Genomic DNA, 18,576 nt, shown 5'->3' on the forward strand with positions numbered 1-18,576 from the left:
ATAGCCGCTAAAAAAGTTATTGCTAAAAAATTATTGCGCAAAATCTGCCTCATCAATGACAATCACCGGCGTTGGGCTTGAGCCTTCAGGCACTTGTTGATAGTCCGTTTGCGAATTGACCACGGGAGCCGGCGCGTTTGATAGCGCGCTTTTACTTTCAGACATAATGTCATTGTCATTGACAGGCATTCCAGAATCATCGACCAACGTGGTCATGAGTACAAGCTCGATCACCCCAGCGGTTTTGTTTGCCAAATCAATCAATTGGCTTTGCTGAGTGGGGGTTAATCGCCCCATAATGTAAACCACGCCATCATTGGTCACGACTTTGATTTGCGAGGATTTCATGGCATTACCCGCAGCAACTTTGGTCATAATTTTGGAGCTGATATAACCATCATGAACCGTGGCACTAGCGCCGCGAGCCACGCCGACTTTTAGCTCATTATAAACGCGGCGAACGTCCGGCATGGAGGCAACCACTTTGCCGATTTGGTCTTTGAGCGCCTCAGTGGGCACTTCCCCTGAAAGCAGCACTTCGCTATTAAAGCTGTCAATACTCATTCGGCTGCTTTGCTGCAAGTTTTGCTCAAGACCATAAATGTTAACTTTGGCGGTGTGCTCGATGCTGCGATCAAGCAAGCGCTGTGGGATGGTGCGCTCCGTTGCCGGAACACCATAAGTGCCTTTGGTGCTGTTGGTCAAATAATTGGTCGCACAACCGCTGGCAAGAAGGGTGCTTGCAATTAAAGCTCCCACCAGCACGCGGCGAGAATTTAAAGCGCTGTGGCGAAAAAAAGAAAGGTTCTGGGTCATGGGATACCTCATGATAGCTCAGGCAAAGTCTTAAAAATAGGCGGCAATCGTGGCGCTTACTTTACTTAATTTTTGCCAAATTGGGTTAGCATTTTGGTAACGTTAACTTGTTGGTAACTGTCTTAACCACCAACAAAGGTCAAATTAAAAAACTAATGTCGTTAAATTTCAAACTATTCAAGCTTTTCAACCCCTAATCTTAAAGCTTGGCGCTTATTTTTACCAAGCTTCTGCCAAAAATGCGCCGATCATCCAATCGGGCGTTAAACTTTGACCATCAAATGTCACCACATCAAATCGGCAATCGCAATCGGCAAACTTAGGATGCTGCTGTAAAAAATACTGCGCCGTTTTAATAAGCTTTTTTTGTTTAGCGAAGCTGACGCTCATGGCGGCATTACCAAAATTTGAGGCTCGGCGTTTGCGAACTTCAATAAACACTAGCGTTGCCAAGTCATCATTATCACGTTGTGCCATCATGATGAGGTCAATTTCGCCCACTTTATGTTGCTGCCAGTTTTGCGCAATCAGCGTCAAGCCATGATCTTGTAAAAACTGGCAAGCAAGGGCTTCAAATGCCGCCCCCGATTGTTGTGACGGGCTAGTAAGCATCAATGGCTTTTTTAACGTCGGCTTTTTTGACATTGGCTTTTTTGTTAGTGGCGTTGTTGATGAAAAAGGTGGTTTAGGCTGAGAAGCTTTCATCATATTGTCCGCAAATTCTTTTTATCATAGCATATCATGGTAAACTGTTCGGATTTGAGTGCGATTTTAATCCACGCAGCAAATGGTGAAAATTATGGCAAGCAATGATTTGGATAACGCAGCAAGCGCTCAAGCTCGGCTGTATATTGTCGCCACCCCAATTGGCAACTTGCAGGATATGACGCCGCGCGCTATAAGCGTGCTAAAAGAGGTCGCTATCATTGCTTGCGAGGACACGCGAACCTCAAAAAAGCTGCTTGATCATTTTAATATCGCCACCAAACAATTGGCAGACGAGACAGGAAGCGCCCATCAAAAACTTTGGGCGTATCATGAGCACAACAGCGCCGTGCAAACGCCCAAGCTGATTGAAATGATTCAAAATGGTCATTCGGTGGCGCTGATTAGTGATGCCGGAACGCCTCTTGTCAGCGATCCTGGATTTCAGTTGGTTCAAGCAGCTCACGCAGCAGGTGTGACCGTATCACCAATTGTTGGCGCGTCAGCCGCGATTGCCGCGCTGTCAGTGGCAGGATTGCCCTCTGACCGTTTTAGCTTTATTGGTTTTTTACCGGCAAAAGCGCATGGCAGACAAAAGCAGTTAGAAGCGCTTAAATCTCGAACTGAAACGCTCATTTTTTATGAAGCGCCGCACCGAATCGTGGCAAGCCTTGAGGATTTAGCAAGCGTTTTTGGCGAGGCTCGCCCGATTACTTTTTGCCGTGAGTTGACCAAAACTTTTGAAACCGTTCATAAATCAACGCTCAAAGCGCTACTTGAGTTTGTAAAAAATGATAACAATCAACAGCGCGGCGAAATTGTGCTGGTGGTGAGCGGCGCTCAGCAAGAAGACGATAACGCGGACAGTGTCGATAAGCTGCTGATCAGATTGCTTCAAGATTTAAGCGTAAAAAAAGCCGCTGCCCTTGCCGCCGATATGACTGGAATGAAAAAAAACAGCTTGTATCAGCGCTTGCTTGAGCTACAAGAAAAAGACCAAAACTTGTAACGTATTTATTTTAATTTAACTTTTATTTCACTTATTTTAGGAGACGGTCATGTTTGATGTGATGGCGATTGGCAATGCGTTAGTGGACCATGAGTTTGTGTTAAGCGATGCTGAACTTGAGGAAACTGAACTGACGCGCGGCAACATGACCCTTGCCAATTTTGAGGAGCAGCAACAGCTTTTGGCGTATTTTCAACTCGCCAATATCGCGCCATCTAAGCAAGCGGGCGGCGGTTCGGCGGCAAATACCATGTTTGCCTTTGCAAGCTTGGGCGGAAAGCCGTTTTATGCTTGCCGCGTTGGCGATGACGCTCAAGGTCAGTTTTATCTCAATGATTTAAACCAAGCCGGCGTTGCCACTTCCGAAAAATCCATTCATCAAGGCGGCGTGACTGGCTCTTGCGTGGTGGCGGTCACCAATGACGGCGAGCGCACGATGCAAACCTATCTTGGCACCTCAAGCGAGATTGGCGCGGATAATGTGGACTTTGACGCGCTTATCCAAGCGGACTGGCTATATTTGGAGGGCTATTTGGCAATGTCTGAAAGCATCCAACCTGCCATGACGCAGCTTCGTCAGCAAGCAGGGCTTCACGGCACCAAAATTGCGCTCAGCTTTGCTGACCCTGCGGTAGTCAAGTTTGCCAAAGACGGACTGCTCAATATGCTTGGCAATACCGTTGAAGTGATTTTTTGCAACAGCGAAGAAGCGCGATTATTTACCAATGAACAGCCGCTCAAAGCTGCCGCAAGCGCGCTGCTTGAGTATTGCAATATTGCCGTTATCACTGATGGCGCAAATGGCGCATTGATTGCGCAAAAATCGGCTCAAAATGCAGACCTTGAACCCAACTTTTTTGACATTCCAACACCTGTCGTTAATCATGTCATCGATACCAACGGCGCAGGCGACAATTATGCTGGCGCCTTTTTATTCGGCTTATCACAGCATTACAGCCTTCATGAATGCGGTCGCCTTGCCAGCGAAGTTGCTGCACAAGTGATTGGGCAATTTGGTCCCCGACTTGACTCAAGCGACTATCAAGACATTTCGCGCCGTGTTTTGGTCGCTTAACGACTTTTAGATCAGCTTTAAAACTGCTTTTTAATCCTTTATAAAAACAATAAAAAAACCCATCGCCATGATGGGTTTTTTTACTATGAGCTTGATAAAGCAAAGTTAAGCAGCGGCGAGCGCTTGCTCCAAATCAGCTTTGATATCATCAATATGTTCAATGCCAATCGACAAGCGAACCATATCTTCGCTGACCCCTGCCTGCTCAAGCTCTTGACCATTGAGCTGACGGTGCGTCGTCGTTGCCGGATGACAAGCCAACGATTTGGCATCACCAATATTCACCAAGCGGGTGATCAATTTGAGCGCATCAATAAAGCGACCACCTGCTTCGCGACCACTGCCCTCACCGCTGCTTTTAACACCAAACGTTAAAATCGCAGACGGCGTGCCTTTCATATATTTTTGCGCAAGCTCAAAGTCTGGATGATCGGGAAGTCCGGCGTATTTCACCCAAGCCACTTTGTCATGACCTTTTAAATATTCGGCAACCGCTTGCGCGTTTTCAACGTGGCGCTCCATTCGCAGGCTTAACGTTTCAATCCCTTGTAAAATGCTAAAGGCGTTTAATGGACTCAGTGCGGCGCCCATATTTCGCAAAGGCGCAACGCGAGCGCGAGCAATGAATGCTGCCGCGCCAATATCTTTGACAAAATTTACCCCATGATAACTGGCATCCGGCGTATTTAGCAGCGCAAATCGCTCCGGATAATTGCCCCAAGCAAAGTTACCACTGTCTACAATCGCGCCACCAATTGACGTCCCCGTTCCGCTCATATATTTGGTCAGCGAGTGAACCACGATGTCCGCGCCAAAGTCAAACGGTCGGCAAAGCGCAGGCGTCGCTACCGTATTATCAATCACCACCGGAACGCCAAACTCATGAGCAATATTGCTTAGCGCTTGAATATCAATGATATTACCAAGCGGGTTGCCGATACTTTCGGCAAATATCAGCTTGGTCTTATCATCGATCAAATCGCGGATGGCTTCAGGATTTTGATAATCAAAAAAGCGCACCTCAATGCCTTGTCGCGGCAATGCATGGGCAAATAAATTATACGTGCCACCATAAAGCGTTGATACGGCAACGATATTGTCGCCCGCCTCGCAAATGGTTTGGATGGTATAGGTGATTGCCGCCATTCCGGAAGCAACGGCAAGCGCGCCAATGCCGCCTTCAAGCGCTGCCACGCGCTCCTCAAGTACTGCATTGGTTGGGTTCATAATTCGGGTATAAATGTTGCCTTGAACCTTTAAATCAAACAAATCTGCGCCATGCTGAGTGTTATCAAACGCATACGAGCTGGTGTGATAAATGGGCACAGCAACGGCTTTGGTGGTGACTTCCGGCGTGTAGCCCGCGTGGATGGCAAGCGTTTCTAAATGCTGCATTTGGGCTGGGTTGTCAGGTTGTCCGTTACTCATTATGTTGTCCTTAAAAAATGATTGATAGTATGCAGTTAAAATTTTGTTATAAAAAAAAGCTGAAGTTATCATACCCCAGCTTCTTTATGATTAAAACCGCTATTCAATGCCGATTTTATGCCAAATCAAACTAACGCTTATTGACCAACGCTCAGTTATAGCTTATTTATAATACGCGTTTTCCGTCCGTGTGTGATCGGTTTCATCAACCACTTGGGTCAACTCAGGAATTTGCTGTTTTAATTGTACCTCAACACCTTGACGAAGCGTCATATCGACCGCCGAGCAGCCTTGACAGCCGCCGCCAAATTTAAGCACCGCCGTCAGCCCAATGCCGTCCTCTTCAATCAGCTCTAACAGCTCGACCATCCCGCCATGAGCCGCCAAGTTTGGATTGATTTCCGATTGCAGCACATAATTGATGCGCTCCTCAACGCTGGCGTCCGCGCCGACTTTTGGCACTTTAGAATTGGGCGCGCGAAAGGTCAGCTGACCCCCAAAGCGGTCTTTGTTATAATCAATCACCGCATCTTCCAAATACGGCACCGAGGGCGCGTCAATAAACGCTGAAAAGTGATCATAATCCAAGCGCAAATCGGCAGTATCTTCCTCGCCTGGCTGATTGTACGCCATGCAGCACTCAGCTCGCGGTGTTCCAGCGTTTTCAACAAAAATACGAACGCCAATACCATCGGTATTTTGCTTGGCGAGCAGATCGGCAAGATAGCCTTGCGCCGATTCGGTGATGGTGATGTTGCTTTTAATGTCGCTTTGCTCTAAATCAAGCGCAGAAACCGCGTCGTCAGGTTGGGCATGGTCGGTCATTTTGAATCCTTGGTAATTCATTGATAACTGACAGCCAACAGCTGCGTTATCAAGCAAAATAAGGGTAAAGTAAGCAAATTGCGCTTACTTTCTTTATCAATATTATAAGGGCTATTTTTGCGCAATCAAGATACAATTCCGACCTTGCTACTGTGAATTTAACTAACGCGTTCTTATTAACACCGCGCTAAGCAGTTACGCAATTGCAAAAATGACAGAAAACTTGCCGCCGCCAAGCGCTTTAAAAATAATAACAGCCCAATAAAAAGGATCATGCCATGACCAAATCCAGCAAAATGTCTGCAAAACCTTACCGCTATTTGGTCTTTATTGGGCGCTTTCAGCCATTTCATTTGGGTCACAAAGCGGTCATTGATGCGGCGCTTGAAAAGGCTGATGAGGTGATCGTACTCATCGGATCAGCAAACGAGCCGCGAAGCTTTCGCAATCCGTTTACCACTTGCGAGCGTGAGCAAATGATTTTGGGCGCGTATTCAGAAACAGACGTCAAGCGCATTCATTGCGTACCCTTAGCTGACGCGCTTTATAACGACACGCGCTGGCTAAAAAACGTCCAAACGACAGTGCTGAGCGTCACTGAGGATTTAAACAACAATATCGGCATCATTGGCTATTTAAAAGACCGCTCCTCGTATTATTTGGCGCTGTTTCCGCATTGGGGCGCAGAGTCGGTTGCCAACTACCAAAACCTATCAGCAACCCCACTTCGCAAAGCGTATTTGTTGGGTCAAAAATCTATCGATGACTTAAACAATGAGCCAATCCCAGATTCCACATGCAAGTTTTTAACAGAATTTGCAACAACCGACGACTTTAAAACCCTAAATGATGAAGCAAACTTTGTTGCCGATTACAAAAGCCAATGGCAAGCGGCGCCCTACCCGCCAATTTTTGCAACGGTTGACGCGGTTGTCGTTCAGTCGGGTCATATCTTGCTTGTTGAGCGCGGCGGCGACTTAGGCAAGGGTCAGTGGGCGCTTCCGGGTGGTTTTCTCAATCCTAACGAGGCGCTGATTGACGCTTGTCTTCGCGAGCTGATTGAGGAGACGCAAATTGAGGTCTCCAAAAACGAGCTCAAGCAAGCTTATCAGCGCCAGTTGACCTTTGATGACCCTGACCGCTCACCACTTGGTCGCGTCATTACCCAAGCGTTTTATTTTGAATTAGCCAGTAAAGAAAAAGGCTTACCGAAAATCAAAGGCAGTGATGATGCCGCACGCGCTTTTTGGCTGCCGCTTGCTAAGCTTGACTCAAAAAGAATATTTCAAGACCATTTAGCCATTATTCAAAAACTGCTTGGGATTTAATCATGGCAAAATCTTTGACTCTGCTAAAACACACCGCCCTTGCGCCCATTTATCTATACCAAGCAAAGCAGGTCAAAAAATCAGCCCTTCGCTTGCCTGAACCCAAAGGCGAGCGGCAAGGAACGCTTATTATTGATAGCAGCTTGCCAACTGTGCAAATGCTAAATCTTATGATTGTCGGTGATTCGTCAGCGGCGGGCGTGGGCTGTGAGTTGCAAACTGAAGGCTTAGCGCAAAATTTAGCGAACAATCTACAAGCCCTTTTTTTTGACCATGCCACCACCAATTATAGCGCCATCCATTGGTCGCTTAATGCCAAATCGGGCGACAGTAGCTTTGATTTACTTAAGCGGTTGTTTGTTATGCCTAAGCAGTCGGTTGAGGTGATGGTCATTTGCATTGGCGTGAACGATGTCACCAAAAATATCAGCAAGCTTCAGTGGCAAAAAAATATCGCTGAGATTATCGCCATAAGTCAGCGCAAATTTGGCGCGCGCTTTATTATTTTTTCAAGTTTACCGCCAATGAGCGACATGCCTGCCTTGCCATCACCGTTAAATCAGCTGTTGGAAAATAAAGCTCAGCAACTTGATACTGAATTACAGCAGATTTGCGAAAGTAAAAAAGGCGTCTATTATTTCGCGCCAACGCTGACTGATAAGCAAGCATTAAGCACGATGTTTGCAACTGATGGTTTTCACCCAAGTCCAAAAGCTTATGGCGTTTGGGCAGGCCAGCTTGCTGATTATATAGTGAATTTTGTATAAACCTAATATAGGGATGCTAGGATGAATTTTTTGCCGCCTCTGTGAGCTTGGCAGCAGCGAGCGAGAAAAATTCATACTAGGGCGTCGAAAAAAGCGTATCTGTTTTGTTTAGAATTTACTATATAGCTTTCTTGGACTCAACATTTTTAATTGATCTCATAACAACCATTCTGGTTCATCGTCCCAAAATTGTTTAGGAGTTGCATATCCCTCATTTTCAATAAATGGAAGCCAACCATGGTCATTAAAGAATAAATTCAATGATAAAACCTTATAGTTTGTTTTATCAATATATTTGATCGATATAAGCCCATATTGATAGTAAGTATACTCCCCTCCTGCACCAGATGGCGCTCTATCATTCAAAGCATTTATTGACCAGTTCTTTAATGTACCTTCTATTTTAGTATGAGTAGTGACGAACTCTACAAGGAATTTATCTCCTCGAACTTTGCACAAGCAAGGAATATCACTAATTTCTTTGAAAGGAATAGGTTCGTCAATACAAATAACTTCTCGTGAAAAGTCTACCTTTAAAATCATTTTACTTACTCCTAATGATTTATGCTTCGCTACCTGTCCTAAATAAACTAAGCTGAAGAAGCGAACTTAACTTAATAGCTGTTAATTAGACAAGGCAATAATAACAACTTATAGTTGCATAATAAAATTGGACATCATGTAAGGGCTACAATAAATTCATGAAAATGCCAAAGCGACTATTGAGAGTATTGGTAACACTTATAGCTTTATGAATTCAGGCAACGGCAGCTTTTCTGAATTCTTGATTTGGCGAGAAGACTTTGACGAAAGAATTAAAAAAAATGAAGTATTAATGACATTAAGAAATAAAATAACCAGTTTGATAGCAAGTGTTGATGATAATTGATTCAATAGTTTTAAGCATTCAGTCTCAAAAGTATGGCTAAAACCAAAAAAATCTAGCCAAAAAAAAGCCACTGACATTTCAGCGGCTTTTTTAGCAATAAGGTAAAAGCCAGCTTATTCAGCGGCTTTTTTCTTACGGCTACCAAACGCGCCAAAGCGTTTGTTGAAGCTTGCCACACGACCTTCGGTTGATGCTTTACGCTGCTCACCGGTGTAAAATGGGTGCGATGCGCTTGAGATATCAAGAGGATAATATGGGTATTCTTTGCCTTCATATTCACGAGTGGCTTTGGTTTTAACCGTTGAACGAGTCAAAAAGTAAACGTCAGCGTTGGTGTCGTGAAATAAAACGTCGTGGTAATCAGGATGGATATCGTTGCGCATAATACACTCTCTTAAGTCCGGTGAGCTTGGCTCAAACTGAGGCACTAAGGACATTGTCAATCTAGCAAAAAAGTCACCAAACAATTTTGGCACTCACCACCACATTGATGCACGCTTAGCCTTCCCCAGCGGGAAAAATAAATCGCGATTTTAACGGTTTTAGAAAAAAGTTGCAAGAAATTTGCGTCTGATAAAACTCTATTGTTAAGAATATCACATAAATAAACAGACATTATTAAGTATTTATAGTATAAATTTGATAATTTACTGCCGCTGTTTTAACCGCTATATTGTTAAATAGGCATTGTTGTTAAAACAAGCATTAACTTATGATTCGATTAATTCATTATTCTGTCTTTTTCCCTCAAACTTTTAAGGATGCCATCATGAAATTAATGAGCAAACCCTTTCTTAACACCTTAGCAGGCGTAAGCTTACTGCTGGCAACCGCTGCCAATGCCGCGCTACCCACCCAATGGCAGCTTGACAACTCGCACACGCGCGTGGGCTTTTCGGTGGAGCATTTAGGATTTTCGACCACCATGGGGCATTTTGATAAAGTTAGCGGAACGCTTAACTACAACATCAAAACCCCCAATAAAACGTCGATGAACTTTGTCATTGACACGGGTAGCATCAACACCGCTTTTGAAGCTCGCGACAATCATTTGCGCTCAGAAGAGTTTTTTAACGTTAAAAAATACCCAACGATGACCTTTAAATCCACCAAGGTTAATTTTTATAACCCACAGCAAGCTAAAGTTACGGGCGATTTGACTTTACTTGGGGTGACCAAACCAGTAACGCTTGATGTGACCTTGAAAAAAATTGCCAACAGCCCGATGACCAAAAAGCCGGTCATTGGCTTTCGTGCCACGGGCATAATTGATCGCACTGCTTTTGGAATGAAAGCCTTTGCTGATGGCATCACCACCAAAGTACCCATTCAAATCGATGGCGAATTGGTCGAAAAAACAGGAAAATAAGCCACTCGGCGATTTTTAAGCAAAGTGGGTGATCGTTAAATCAAATAAAAAACAGCACTCTAAGTTGCTGTTTTTTTTTGCTAAGTCTAAATGTTTAGCGCTAAATCTTAGCGAATTGGAACAATGTGCCAAACATCAAGCTTATTGTCGCCATTTTTATCGCCAGCGTTTTTGTCATTGGCATAAAAGTAGAGCGGTTTGCCATTCATTGCCCATTGGTATTTGCCATCTTCGCGTTTAAAGGCAGCAAACTGCCCTGACGCTTTGGCATTACTTGGCGCTAAAAATGCCGGCCAAAGGGTCAGACACGCCGAGCCGCATTCTGATTTGTTCATTGAGTCTTTATCAAAAGTATAAAGGGTCATATGGTTTTTAGAATCGACCAACATGCCATTTTTACTGGTGACAGGAGCGGTCATTGAGGTGGTGCTGTGAACCTCATGCATCCCTGAATTGTCCTCGCCAACCACGTTTTTGAGCGTTGAACATCCCGATACTGCTAAAACACCCACCAATGCTGAAAGTAAAATCGTGTTTTTCATAATAATATCCTTATAATTGTAATAAAAAACAATTGTAATAAAAAGTAAACTTGACCTGCTTTATATCTTTTAATTGATGTTAAAAAACCAATCGCAATTTAGTTATCCTCGTTTTGCTTGTCCTCGTTTTAGCGATTTTTACTATATCATTGCTGTTTTAAAAACGGGAGATGCTGTTAAGCTATCGCTACAATACTATTGTTCAGTTACATAATAAATAACGAACTATGATGAATCCTTACTTTTAAAGGTAAACAAAGTTTTATATATAAATTTAGCGGTAGATTTTCTTTTCTAATTTTGATTTAACCAACTTCTGATTTGACAAATGGTCGCATGTTATCTGTTATCGAAATTTAGCATTCATTGACAAAACTTACCTAACCACTTACGTATCTATAGCGATAATGTGGCGCAGTTTTTGTAAACTAGCCTTATCTAATCACTGACGCCAAATTTTTGATATTCCAACTCCCAAAAGGGTGATCGCGTTTTAAAATCATAATAAGAATGAGAGCGCCCTACTGGCTGAATTATCAAATCAGCTTGCCAACAAAGGACAGTAACCAACCAATGATCCCGTTGACCCAAACTTCTAAATCAGATCACGCCAAAGCTTCAACGCCTCAATCAAGGCTCAGCGTTGCCAATAACGCCAAAACCGCATCGCGAGTGGGAATTTTAGGCGGGGGAACGGCAGGGTCGACCATTGCCATTCGTTTGGCAGCGCTTGGGGTTGAGACGTTTTTATTTGAACAAAAGGCGTCACTGATTGACGGTCCGCCGATGTGTCATTTGCATGCCGGCGGCAACTTGTACCGCGAAATTCCTGATGAGGACTGCGTGGCGCTGCTTGAGCAGTGCATTGATATTGTCAGGCTTTATCCTTATACCATCGATATTCGCCCAACGGTATTTGCCGTTCCCAACCGCGATGAGGGCGCGCCAGAAGATTTATTGCCAAGGCTTGAGACGTTGCAAAAGGCGTATCAAGCCCTTGTCGATCATGATGTGAATAATAAAGCCTTGGGCGAGCCAAGCGATTATTATCAGTTATATTCTCATGAGCGCTTGCTTGAGTTGGCAAAACTGCCTCAGGTGGAAGTGCCCTCAACGCTTGATGACTGGATGATTCCGGTTGCCAAATATTTGGACTTAAATAAGGTCAAATTTCCACTCATTGCCGTTCAAGAATACGGCTGGAATATTTTTCGATTAGCAGCATCGGCAAAGCTTGCGCTTGAGCAATACCCTAACGCTCATGTATTGACCAACACGATCGTGAACAACGTTGCCCCGCTTGATTGTGAAAACTGCACCAACGCGGATCATCATGTGAGCAAATGGCGCATTGATTATCAACGCCAAAATGAACAAGTTCAGTCGGTTGAAGTCGATTTTTTAATCAATGCGGCAGGGTTTCGAACCGGCGTCATTGATGATTTGGTCGGCGTTTCGGTAACGCGGATGGTGGAGTTTAAGTCGTCTTATGTGACCCATTGGGACAACGCAGGCGGTCAAATCCCGGAAATTATCATTTACGGTGATCGTGGGACACCTGAGGGCATGGCGCAGTTAACGCCCTATCCGGATGGCTACTTTCAAATTCATGGCATGAGCAAATTTATCACTTTATTTAATGATGGCTTGGTCGCTTCAAGTGAGGATAGCGCTCAGCCGCCGCTTCCTAAAAAATACGTCGATTATATTGATAAGGGCTGGGACAAATCAGCGCTACAATCCCGCGCTCAGCAAGCCATTGAATATGTGGCGGAGTTTGTCCCAACCTTTAATAGCGCCCGAACGACCCAAAATGCGCTGTTTGGCGCTCAGCAAATTCCAGGGGTTGATGACACGCTTCGGGTTGCGGATGTCAGCCTTTACCCTAACTTGCATTATGCTCGCGCCGAAAATGTCAAAGCGTCCTCAACGTTGATCGCGGCGGATGAGATTGTCGGTCAACTGACAGCGCTTAATATGGTTGATGAGACGCCCTATCAGCACTGCCGTCAGCAGCATGAATGGCAATATTTGGCTTATTTTGATGGCTCGCATATCGATGCCGTGGCTCGTGATTTGGCAATTGATCGCGGCTTTCCTGCATCAATGGCGCGGGTCAATCATGGTATCCGCGAGGTGGTGCTCAATAGCTTAACGCCAATATGATGACCGATGAAAATTTTAACTAAAAATAAATAAAAAAGAGGCGGAATTGATGCCGCCTTTTTGTTTTTCCTGATTGCAATATTACTTTAAAATGGCTAGCTTCCTGCCATTTTATCGGTATCCACCGGCTCATCAATTTTGACCAACACATGAAGTAAATCAATGGCTTCATCAATGGTGTTACAAACCACCAAGCGCTCAAGGTCGTCTTTTTTCATAAATCCTTGCTCAGCGGTAAATGCCAAATGCTCAACCAATCGATCATAAAAGCCATTAATATTTAAAATAATCATCGGCTTTTCATGCTGATACAGCTGGCGCCACGTGGCGATTTCCATAATTTCCTCAAGCGTTCCCAAACCACCCGGTAAGGTGATAAACGCATCGGCGTATTCTGCCATCACGGTTTTGCGCGTGTGCATGGTGTCGGTCAAATGCAGCCGCGTTAAGGCATCATGAGCGATTTCATGCTTGAGCATAAAGGTTGGAATCACCCCAACGGCTTGCGCGCCGCCTTTGATGATCTCGTCCGCAACAGCGCCCATAAGACCAATGCTTGCGCCGCCATAAACCAGCCCCATGCCATTTTGTGAAAGCTTTTGACCAAGCTCGCGCGCGGCTTGCTCATAAACGGCATCGTTGCCAAGTCGTGAGCCGCAATAAACGGCAACCAGTGGCATCTCAAGTGTGGATTTGTCGATCGCCGCTTCAATATGAGCGATATCGCGACCCGTTAGTACGTTATAATTGTGGTTATTAATGGTCATTTGCATAAAATCTCCTTCAATATTTGTTTTTGGCTCATCATTATTATGATTATTAGATTAGTTTTGACCCTCTCAAATAACTTCAAACTTTCAGCCCATTGGTTTTCATATCAACTTACTTTTTTATCTTAATTTTTTATCACTGTTTCACTGATCTGTTATTGCAACTTTATCTTAGCATACGCTAAAAGTGGTCTTGGTTACCACAGTTTATTGCTGCGTAATGGATATGTTGTTCTTAACTTTTTAGTAAGAAAGTAAGGATTTAAATTGCGATGACTAAAGCTAAATTTGATGGGGAAAATCTAAAAAAATGAGCGCAAAAGCTAAAAGCAATTGCGGCGATTGGCAAAAACAATGCGGAAAATGGAGCCTTCATTCTCGATTGAATCAATTTGCAGCCGAGCATCATGCTGATAAAGGACGTGTTTGACGATGGCAAGACCAAGCCCTGTGCCGCCAGCATCACGGTTGCGACCGCTATCGACGCGGTAAAAACGCTCGGTCAAGCGCTCGATATGTTGGGGCGCAATTCCGATACCATTATCGGTCACCAAGAACTCCATTCCCGATGTACCTTCGCACCAAGTGATGATGATGTTGCCACCTTTTGGGGTGTATTTGATGGCGTTGACGACCAAGTTTTGCAGGGCGCTGGTGAGATAATGCACCGCGCCATAAATATGCTGCTGGCTTTGGATATCAAGGCTAATCTTATGACCAAAGTCTTTGTTATACGTTTTAGCTTCTTCAAAAATTTGGGTGATGAGCGCAGGCATATCGATGCAAGTTTGGTCGGGCGCTTCGTCATTTTCAAGGCGTGAGAGCAGCAGCAAATCGTTCACGATGTTATTCATGCGAACGGTTTGCTGGGTCATCAATTCAAAGCCGCGGCGCCAGTTTGGCGCGATATCCGGCTGGTCAGAAAAGGTTTCCAAATAACCCATTAAAACGGTCAGCGGCGTTCGCAGCTCGTGCGAGACATTGGCAACAAAGTCGCGGCGCATGTGCTCTAAATGCTGCAAGCGCGTGACATCATAAATCATGAGCAGCTTTTCACTGCCAAAATGGGTGACTTCACATTTCAAATAACGGTTGGGATTTTGCCAAAATACCAAATGAATGCCGTTGTTAGGCGTTGCTGCGGTTTTGTAATAATGATGAAACTCGCTCACCGGAATCAGGTTTAAAATGCTGTTATTTTTATCGGCAGAGGTGAGCGATAATAGCTTTTCGGCGGCTTGGTTCCACCATTCAACCCCATCGTGGTCGTTGAGCAAAATCACAGCATTTTGTAAAGACAACAAGGAGCTCCTGATTTTTTTACTCAATCCCAAAAGTTGCAATTGCGCTTGCCGTTCTTGTTTGCGCCGCTCATAAAGGTGGGTTGCCACCGCGCCAAGCGTTCCTGCCATGTCAGGCGGCGGGTTGTTGGTAGGCTCGGCAATCCAAGCCAAAAAGCGCTGAGTGTGATACAGCCGCCAAAGCCCATAGCCAATAAAGGCAACAAAAAATCCCAGCCCCCAATAGTGACTATAAGCACCAACAACTACCGCAACCACAAGCCATAGCATAAAAATGCGCGCATCCGCCCAAACCGACGGCGCTTGAAAGTTGGCATTATGATCGGGCGCTTCGGGCGCGCTCATGGGCAATAAAGCATCCTTTGGTTCAGGATTGGCAGGTTGCAAAGCGCTTGCGGCTGGGTCGAGGTTTTCTGTTGGCATGGATTAGTCTTGAATGGAAAAACGATAGCCAATGCCGCGAACGGTTTGGATGGCTTTTGAGCAGCCGTAAGGCTCAAGCAGCTTTCGCAGCCGCCTGATATAAACATCAATGGTGCGATCTTCAATATAAACGGTGCTGCCCCAAACTTGATCAAGCAGCTGATCGCGAGAATAAGCGCGCTCAGGATGGCTCATAAAAAATGCGAGCAGGCGATACTCGGTCGGACAAAGCTCTAAATGCTGACCGGAGGCGCTGATCCGGCGGCTGCTATGATCAAGGCAAAGCGCGCCGGCCTCAATCCGCTTATCCGCAGTGATCCCTTGAGCTCGGCGCAGCACCGCATTGATCCGCGACACCAGCTCGCGCGTTGAAAAGGGCTTGGTGATGTAATCATCAGCTCCAGCGTCCAAGCCTTGAACCTTATGATCCTCCTCGCCTTTTGCCGTGAGCATAATGACCGGAATCTCACAAAGCAGCGCGTCTTTTTTAAGCATCCGGCAAAAATCAATGCCGCTTTGGTTGTTCGGTAGCATCCAATCGAGCAAAATTAATGCTGGGCGATGATCAACCACCAATTGATGCGCCTCAGCAACCTCCGCCGCTTGCAAACAGTCAAACCCCGCCAATTCAAGCGTCATCACGATCATCTCGCGGATGGCGGCTTCATCTTCAACAATTAAAATTGGCTTTTGACTCATTGATCTGCTCTCTCCCATAACTGTGCCAACCTATTAAACCGGAAAATTATGACAACTTGATGACAATGATGGTCTGGTTCATGATCACCCTTAATTATTGCACTTCTAATAAAAAGGTCAATGGACCATCATTACTATTATCAACCTGCATATTTGCGCCAAACTGCCCCGTTTCAACACTTGCAAAACTGGCTTTGGCGTAAGTGACAACCTCATCAAATAGCGCCTTTGCCAAATCCGGTCGCATCGCCCCGCCAAAATCCGGACGGCGACCGCTGTTTGTATTTGCCATCAAGGTAAATTGCGGCACAAGTAACAAACCGCCGCCCACTTGCGCCACATTTAAATCAAGCTTTCCAGCTTTTTGTGCATCGTCTTGATTTTCAAAAATGCGGTAAGTCAGTATTTTATCAATTAATTTTTTGCCCGTTTCAATATCATCGTCATGACCGATGCCAATATATGCCAAAATACCGTGGTCGATGGCGCCGACAGTTTCGCCATCAACGCGAACACAAGCGCGGCTGACCCGCTGAATGACCGCTTTCATAACGCTCCTTTATTGATATGATCGACCAATTTTACTCAAAGCTTTGCTAAACATAGTATCAAAACCAAGCCATTACTTTTCCATTACAAATGATCGCAAGGCTTGCCGGCATGATACCATAAGGCAATTTTTACCCACTTATACTAAGTTTTATTTTTAGCAAATTTTTGGACAGTATTATGACCTTATTTACCTCACTTCAGCAAATCGTCCCGCAGCAAAAGCTCAGCCTGCTTGCAGGTCGCCTCGCCGAAAGCCGCCATCCGTTTGTCAAGCGCGCCATCATCCGAAGCTTTGCCAAAGCTTACGGCATCACCCTTGACGATTATGAGCGCGAAAGCTTGAACGCTTATGACAGCTTTAACGACTTTTTTACCCGCGAATTAAAAAATGACGCGCGTCAACTAGACACCACCGAAAATGGCATTTTAAGTCCGGCGGATGGCGTCATCTCGCAGCTTGGCGGCATTGACAAACAAAAACTGCTACAAGCTAAAGGTCGCTATTATGAGATTGGTCAGCTGCTTGCTGATCGTGATGATGGCAACGATTTTATTGATGGCAGCTTTGCGACCGTTTATTTGGCGCCAAGCAACTATCACCGCGTTCATATGCCCTTTGATGGCACGCTCGTGCAGACGCGCTACGTTCCAGGGTCACTGTTTTCGGTCAACACCGTGACGGCGGCAAATATTCCTGATTTATTTGCTCGAAATGAGCGCTTGGTTTGTCTGTTTGATACGGACTTTGGTCGCGCAGCGGTGGTGATGGTCGGCGCCATGATCGTTGCTGGCATTGAAACGGTCGCCACGGGCAAAATTGAGCGATCGCCAAACATTCAGCAGCAATCACACAATTTAAGCTTAAATAAAGGCGATGAGCTTGGCAGATTTTATCTTGGGTCAACGGCAATTGTGGTGTTGCCAAAAGCGGCGAAAACTGCTTGGCAAACTGACTTGAGTGCCGGAAGCAGCGTTCAAATGGGGCAACTGCTTGGGGTTAATCAAAAAACTTAATCAGAAACCGCTAAAGCAGTTATAAAAATTAACGCTTTAGCGGTTCGGTTGTTCATCTTTTATTTAATTGAGCGTTAAACCGCCTTCAAAAGCTATTTAATCAAATTGCTGATCGTTTTAAAGGCAGGGTCTTGGCTTGATCGGCAAAGCTCAAATAAAATAGTTTCAACGGTAGTAATCACACCACCTGCTCGGCGAATCCGGCGCAGGGCAAGCTTTTTGTCGTAGGCAAATCGCGAGCCGACCGCGTCCCCAATGATGACCGGCTGCATACCATTATCGAGTAAATCAAGCGCCGTCTGCAAAATACAAACGTGAGTTTCAACGCCGCAAAGCAAGACGGTGCTGCGGTTTTGCTGAGCTAAATAATGCCAAGATTCATCGGTATCACAGGCGCTAAAGGTAACTTTTTCAAAGCTTTTGGCGTTGTCAGCCGTCAGCAACTCACGGATTTCGGGCAAGGTATCGCCAAGACCTTTTTTATATTGCTCGTTAAGCATAATTGGAATATCAAGCGCTTGTAAGCCTTTGACCAAAGTGACGATTTTTTTGACGACGGCTTCATGATCGTCGATGTGCGGGGTTAAGCGTTCTTGAACGTCAATCACCATTGCTTGGGTATTTTCGCGGGAAATTCGGTAGGTTTTGTCAGAAAACATGGTCGACATAGTACGCTCCTTGTCGGCGGCAAAATTGGTGCGCCAAAATTAGTCATCGTTTCTTGTTATTTTGCCTCTCTTATTTAGTCATATTTTGTCGACATCGTCAATGAGGATAACTTTCGGTAACAACTTATTTCAGATCATCTATTTTTATTTTATATGTCATAAGTTTGATCCTTACCCTTTTCCATAAAAAAACCCCTTTTAAAAAAAGAGGTTTTTCTGCATTTATTTAA

The 18,576-nt window shown here is 45.0% G+C and carries 19 protein-coding genes; 7 read left to right on the forward strand and 12 right to left on the reverse strand.

Translation table 11 applies throughout. The annotated features are described in order from the left end of the window. Positions 1-30: 30 nt before the first annotated feature. Together HF322_RS06040 and HF322_RS06045 are read right to left on the reverse strand one after the other, a co-directional pair. Positions 31-816 carry a BON domain-containing protein gene (locus tag HF322_RS06040; protein ID WP_169392504.1) on the reverse strand — a complete coding sequence of 262 codons (786 nt, stop codon included), beginning with the start codon at positions 814-816 and terminating at the stop codon, positions 31-33. Between the two features lie 219 nt (positions 817-1,035). Next, positions 1,036-1,521, reverse strand: a complete 486-nt coding sequence (locus tag HF322_RS06045) for a YraN family protein (RefSeq protein ID WP_223193192.1) — start codon at positions 1,519-1,521, stop codon at positions 1,036-1,038. A gap of 94 nt (positions 1,522-1,615) precedes the next feature. On the opposite strand from HF322_RS06045, the gene rsmI reads away from it, so the two are divergent. Next, complete coding sequence (gene rsmI / locus HF322_RS06050) at positions 1,616-2,530, forward strand: 16S rRNA (cytidine(1402)-2'-O)-methyltransferase (protein WP_169392505.1); 915 nt, start codon at positions 1,616-1,618, stop codon at positions 2,528-2,530. Between the two features lie 49 nt (positions 2,531-2,579). Continuing rightward, the gene (locus HF322_RS06055; protein ID WP_169392506.1) at positions 2,580-3,605 is read left to right on the forward strand and encodes an adenosine kinase; all 1,026 of its coding nucleotides are present in this window, start codon (positions 2,580-2,582) and stop codon (positions 3,603-3,605) included. A 105-nt stretch (positions 3,606-3,710) separates the two neighbouring features. Here the strand turns inward: HF322_RS06055 and HF322_RS06060 are convergent, their stop codons facing one another. Together HF322_RS06060 and nfuA are read right to left on the reverse strand one after the other, a co-directional pair. Continuing rightward, complete coding sequence (locus HF322_RS06060) at positions 3,711-5,000, reverse strand: O-acetylhomoserine aminocarboxypropyltransferase/cysteine synthase family protein (RefSeq protein ID WP_169392561.1); 1,290 nt, start codon at positions 4,998-5,000, stop codon at positions 3,711-3,713. A gap of 195 nt (positions 5,001-5,195) precedes the next feature. Further along, positions 5,196-5,858: a Fe-S biogenesis protein NfuA gene (gene nfuA, locus HF322_RS06065; RefSeq protein ID WP_169392507.1), complete on the reverse strand. Its 663-nt coding sequence runs from the start codon at positions 5,856-5,858 to the stop codon at positions 5,196-5,198. Positions 5,859-6,136: 278 nt separating this feature from the next. Between nfuA and HF322_RS06070 the strand changes: the two genes are divergently transcribed. Both HF322_RS06070 and HF322_RS06075 read left to right on the forward strand, forming a co-directional pair. Continuing rightward, positions 6,137-7,186 carry a bifunctional nicotinamide-nucleotide adenylyltransferase/Nudix hydroxylase gene (locus HF322_RS06070; protein ID WP_169392508.1) on the forward strand — a complete coding sequence of 350 codons (1,050 nt, stop codon included), beginning with the start codon at positions 6,137-6,139 and terminating at the stop codon, positions 7,184-7,186. 2 nt (positions 7,187-7,188) lie between these two features. Continuing rightward, entirely contained in the window at positions 7,189-7,953 is a 765-nt protein-coding gene (locus HF322_RS06075; protein WP_169392509.1) for an SGNH/GDSL hydrolase family protein, read from the forward strand. A gap of 156 nt (positions 7,954-8,109) precedes the next feature. Here the strand turns inward: HF322_RS06075 and HF322_RS06080 are convergent, their stop codons facing one another. Beyond that, entirely contained in the window at positions 8,110-8,496 is a 387-nt protein-coding gene (locus HF322_RS06080) for a hypothetical protein (protein ID WP_169392510.1), read from the reverse strand. Positions 8,497-8,955: 459 nt separating this feature from the next. Beyond that, positions 8,956-9,225, reverse strand: coding sequence for a type B 50S ribosomal protein L31 (locus HF322_RS06085; protein WP_169392511.1), 270 nt, complete (start codon positions 9,223-9,225; stop codon positions 8,956-8,958). Between the two features lie 386 nt (positions 9,226-9,611). Between HF322_RS06085 and HF322_RS06090 the strand changes: the two genes are divergently transcribed. After that, positions 9,612-10,211, forward strand: a complete 600-nt coding sequence (locus HF322_RS06090; RefSeq protein WP_169392512.1) for a YceI family protein — start codon at positions 9,612-9,614, stop codon at positions 10,209-10,211. Between the two features lie 107 nt (positions 10,212-10,318). Here HF322_RS06090 and HF322_RS06095 read toward each other — a convergent pair whose 3' ends face one another. After that, on the reverse strand, positions 10,319-10,753 hold the full coding sequence (locus HF322_RS06095) for a hypothetical protein (RefSeq protein WP_169392513.1): 435 nt from the start codon (positions 10,751-10,753) through the stop codon (positions 10,319-10,321). Positions 10,754-11,326: 573 nt separating this feature from the next. Between HF322_RS06095 and HF322_RS06100 the strand changes: the two genes are divergently transcribed. Beyond that, complete coding sequence (locus tag HF322_RS06100) at positions 11,327-12,919, forward strand: FAD-dependent oxidoreductase (RefSeq protein ID WP_219848181.1); 1,593 nt, start codon at positions 11,327-11,329, stop codon at positions 12,917-12,919. 95 nt (positions 12,920-13,014) lie between these two features. Here the strand turns inward: HF322_RS06100 and HF322_RS06105 are convergent, their stop codons facing one another. From HF322_RS06105 to dtd, 4 genes are all read right to left on the reverse strand, one after another. After that, the gene (locus tag HF322_RS06105) at positions 13,015-13,692 is read right to left on the reverse strand and encodes a TIGR00730 family Rossman fold protein (protein WP_169392514.1); all 678 of its coding nucleotides are present in this window, start codon (positions 13,690-13,692) and stop codon (positions 13,015-13,017) included. 320 nt (positions 13,693-14,012) lie between these two features. Further along, entirely contained in the window at positions 14,013-15,413 is a 1,401-nt protein-coding gene (phoR, locus tag HF322_RS06110; RefSeq protein ID WP_223193194.1) for a phosphate regulon sensor histidine kinase PhoR, read from the reverse strand. A 3-nt stretch (positions 15,414-15,416) separates the two neighbouring features. Next, the gene (gene phoB, locus HF322_RS06115) at positions 15,417-16,112 is read right to left on the reverse strand and encodes a phosphate regulon transcriptional regulator PhoB (RefSeq protein WP_169392515.1); all 696 of its coding nucleotides are present in this window, start codon (positions 16,110-16,112) and stop codon (positions 15,417-15,419) included. A 94-nt stretch (positions 16,113-16,206) separates the two neighbouring features. Continuing rightward, the gene (gene dtd, locus HF322_RS06120) at positions 16,207-16,662 is read right to left on the reverse strand and encodes a D-aminoacyl-tRNA deacylase (protein WP_169392516.1); all 456 of its coding nucleotides are present in this window, start codon (positions 16,660-16,662) and stop codon (positions 16,207-16,209) included. A 179-nt stretch (positions 16,663-16,841) separates the two neighbouring features. On the opposite strand from dtd, the gene asd reads away from it, so the two are divergent. Beyond that, positions 16,842-17,678, forward strand: a complete 837-nt coding sequence (asd, locus tag HF322_RS06125; protein ID WP_169392517.1) for an archaetidylserine decarboxylase — start codon at positions 16,842-16,844, stop codon at positions 17,676-17,678. Positions 17,679-17,770: 92 nt separating this feature from the next. Here the strand turns inward: asd and HF322_RS06130 are convergent, their stop codons facing one another. Next, on the reverse strand, positions 17,771-18,346 hold the full coding sequence (locus HF322_RS06130) for an isochorismatase family protein (protein ID WP_169392518.1): 576 nt from the start codon (positions 18,344-18,346) through the stop codon (positions 17,771-17,773). Positions 18,347-18,576: the final 230 nt, after the last annotated feature.

Source organism: Psychrobacter sp. MF31, assembly GCF_012847335.1.
In the GTDB taxonomy this organism is placed as follows: Bacteria; Pseudomonadota; Gammaproteobacteria; order Pseudomonadales; family Moraxellaceae; genus Psychrobacter.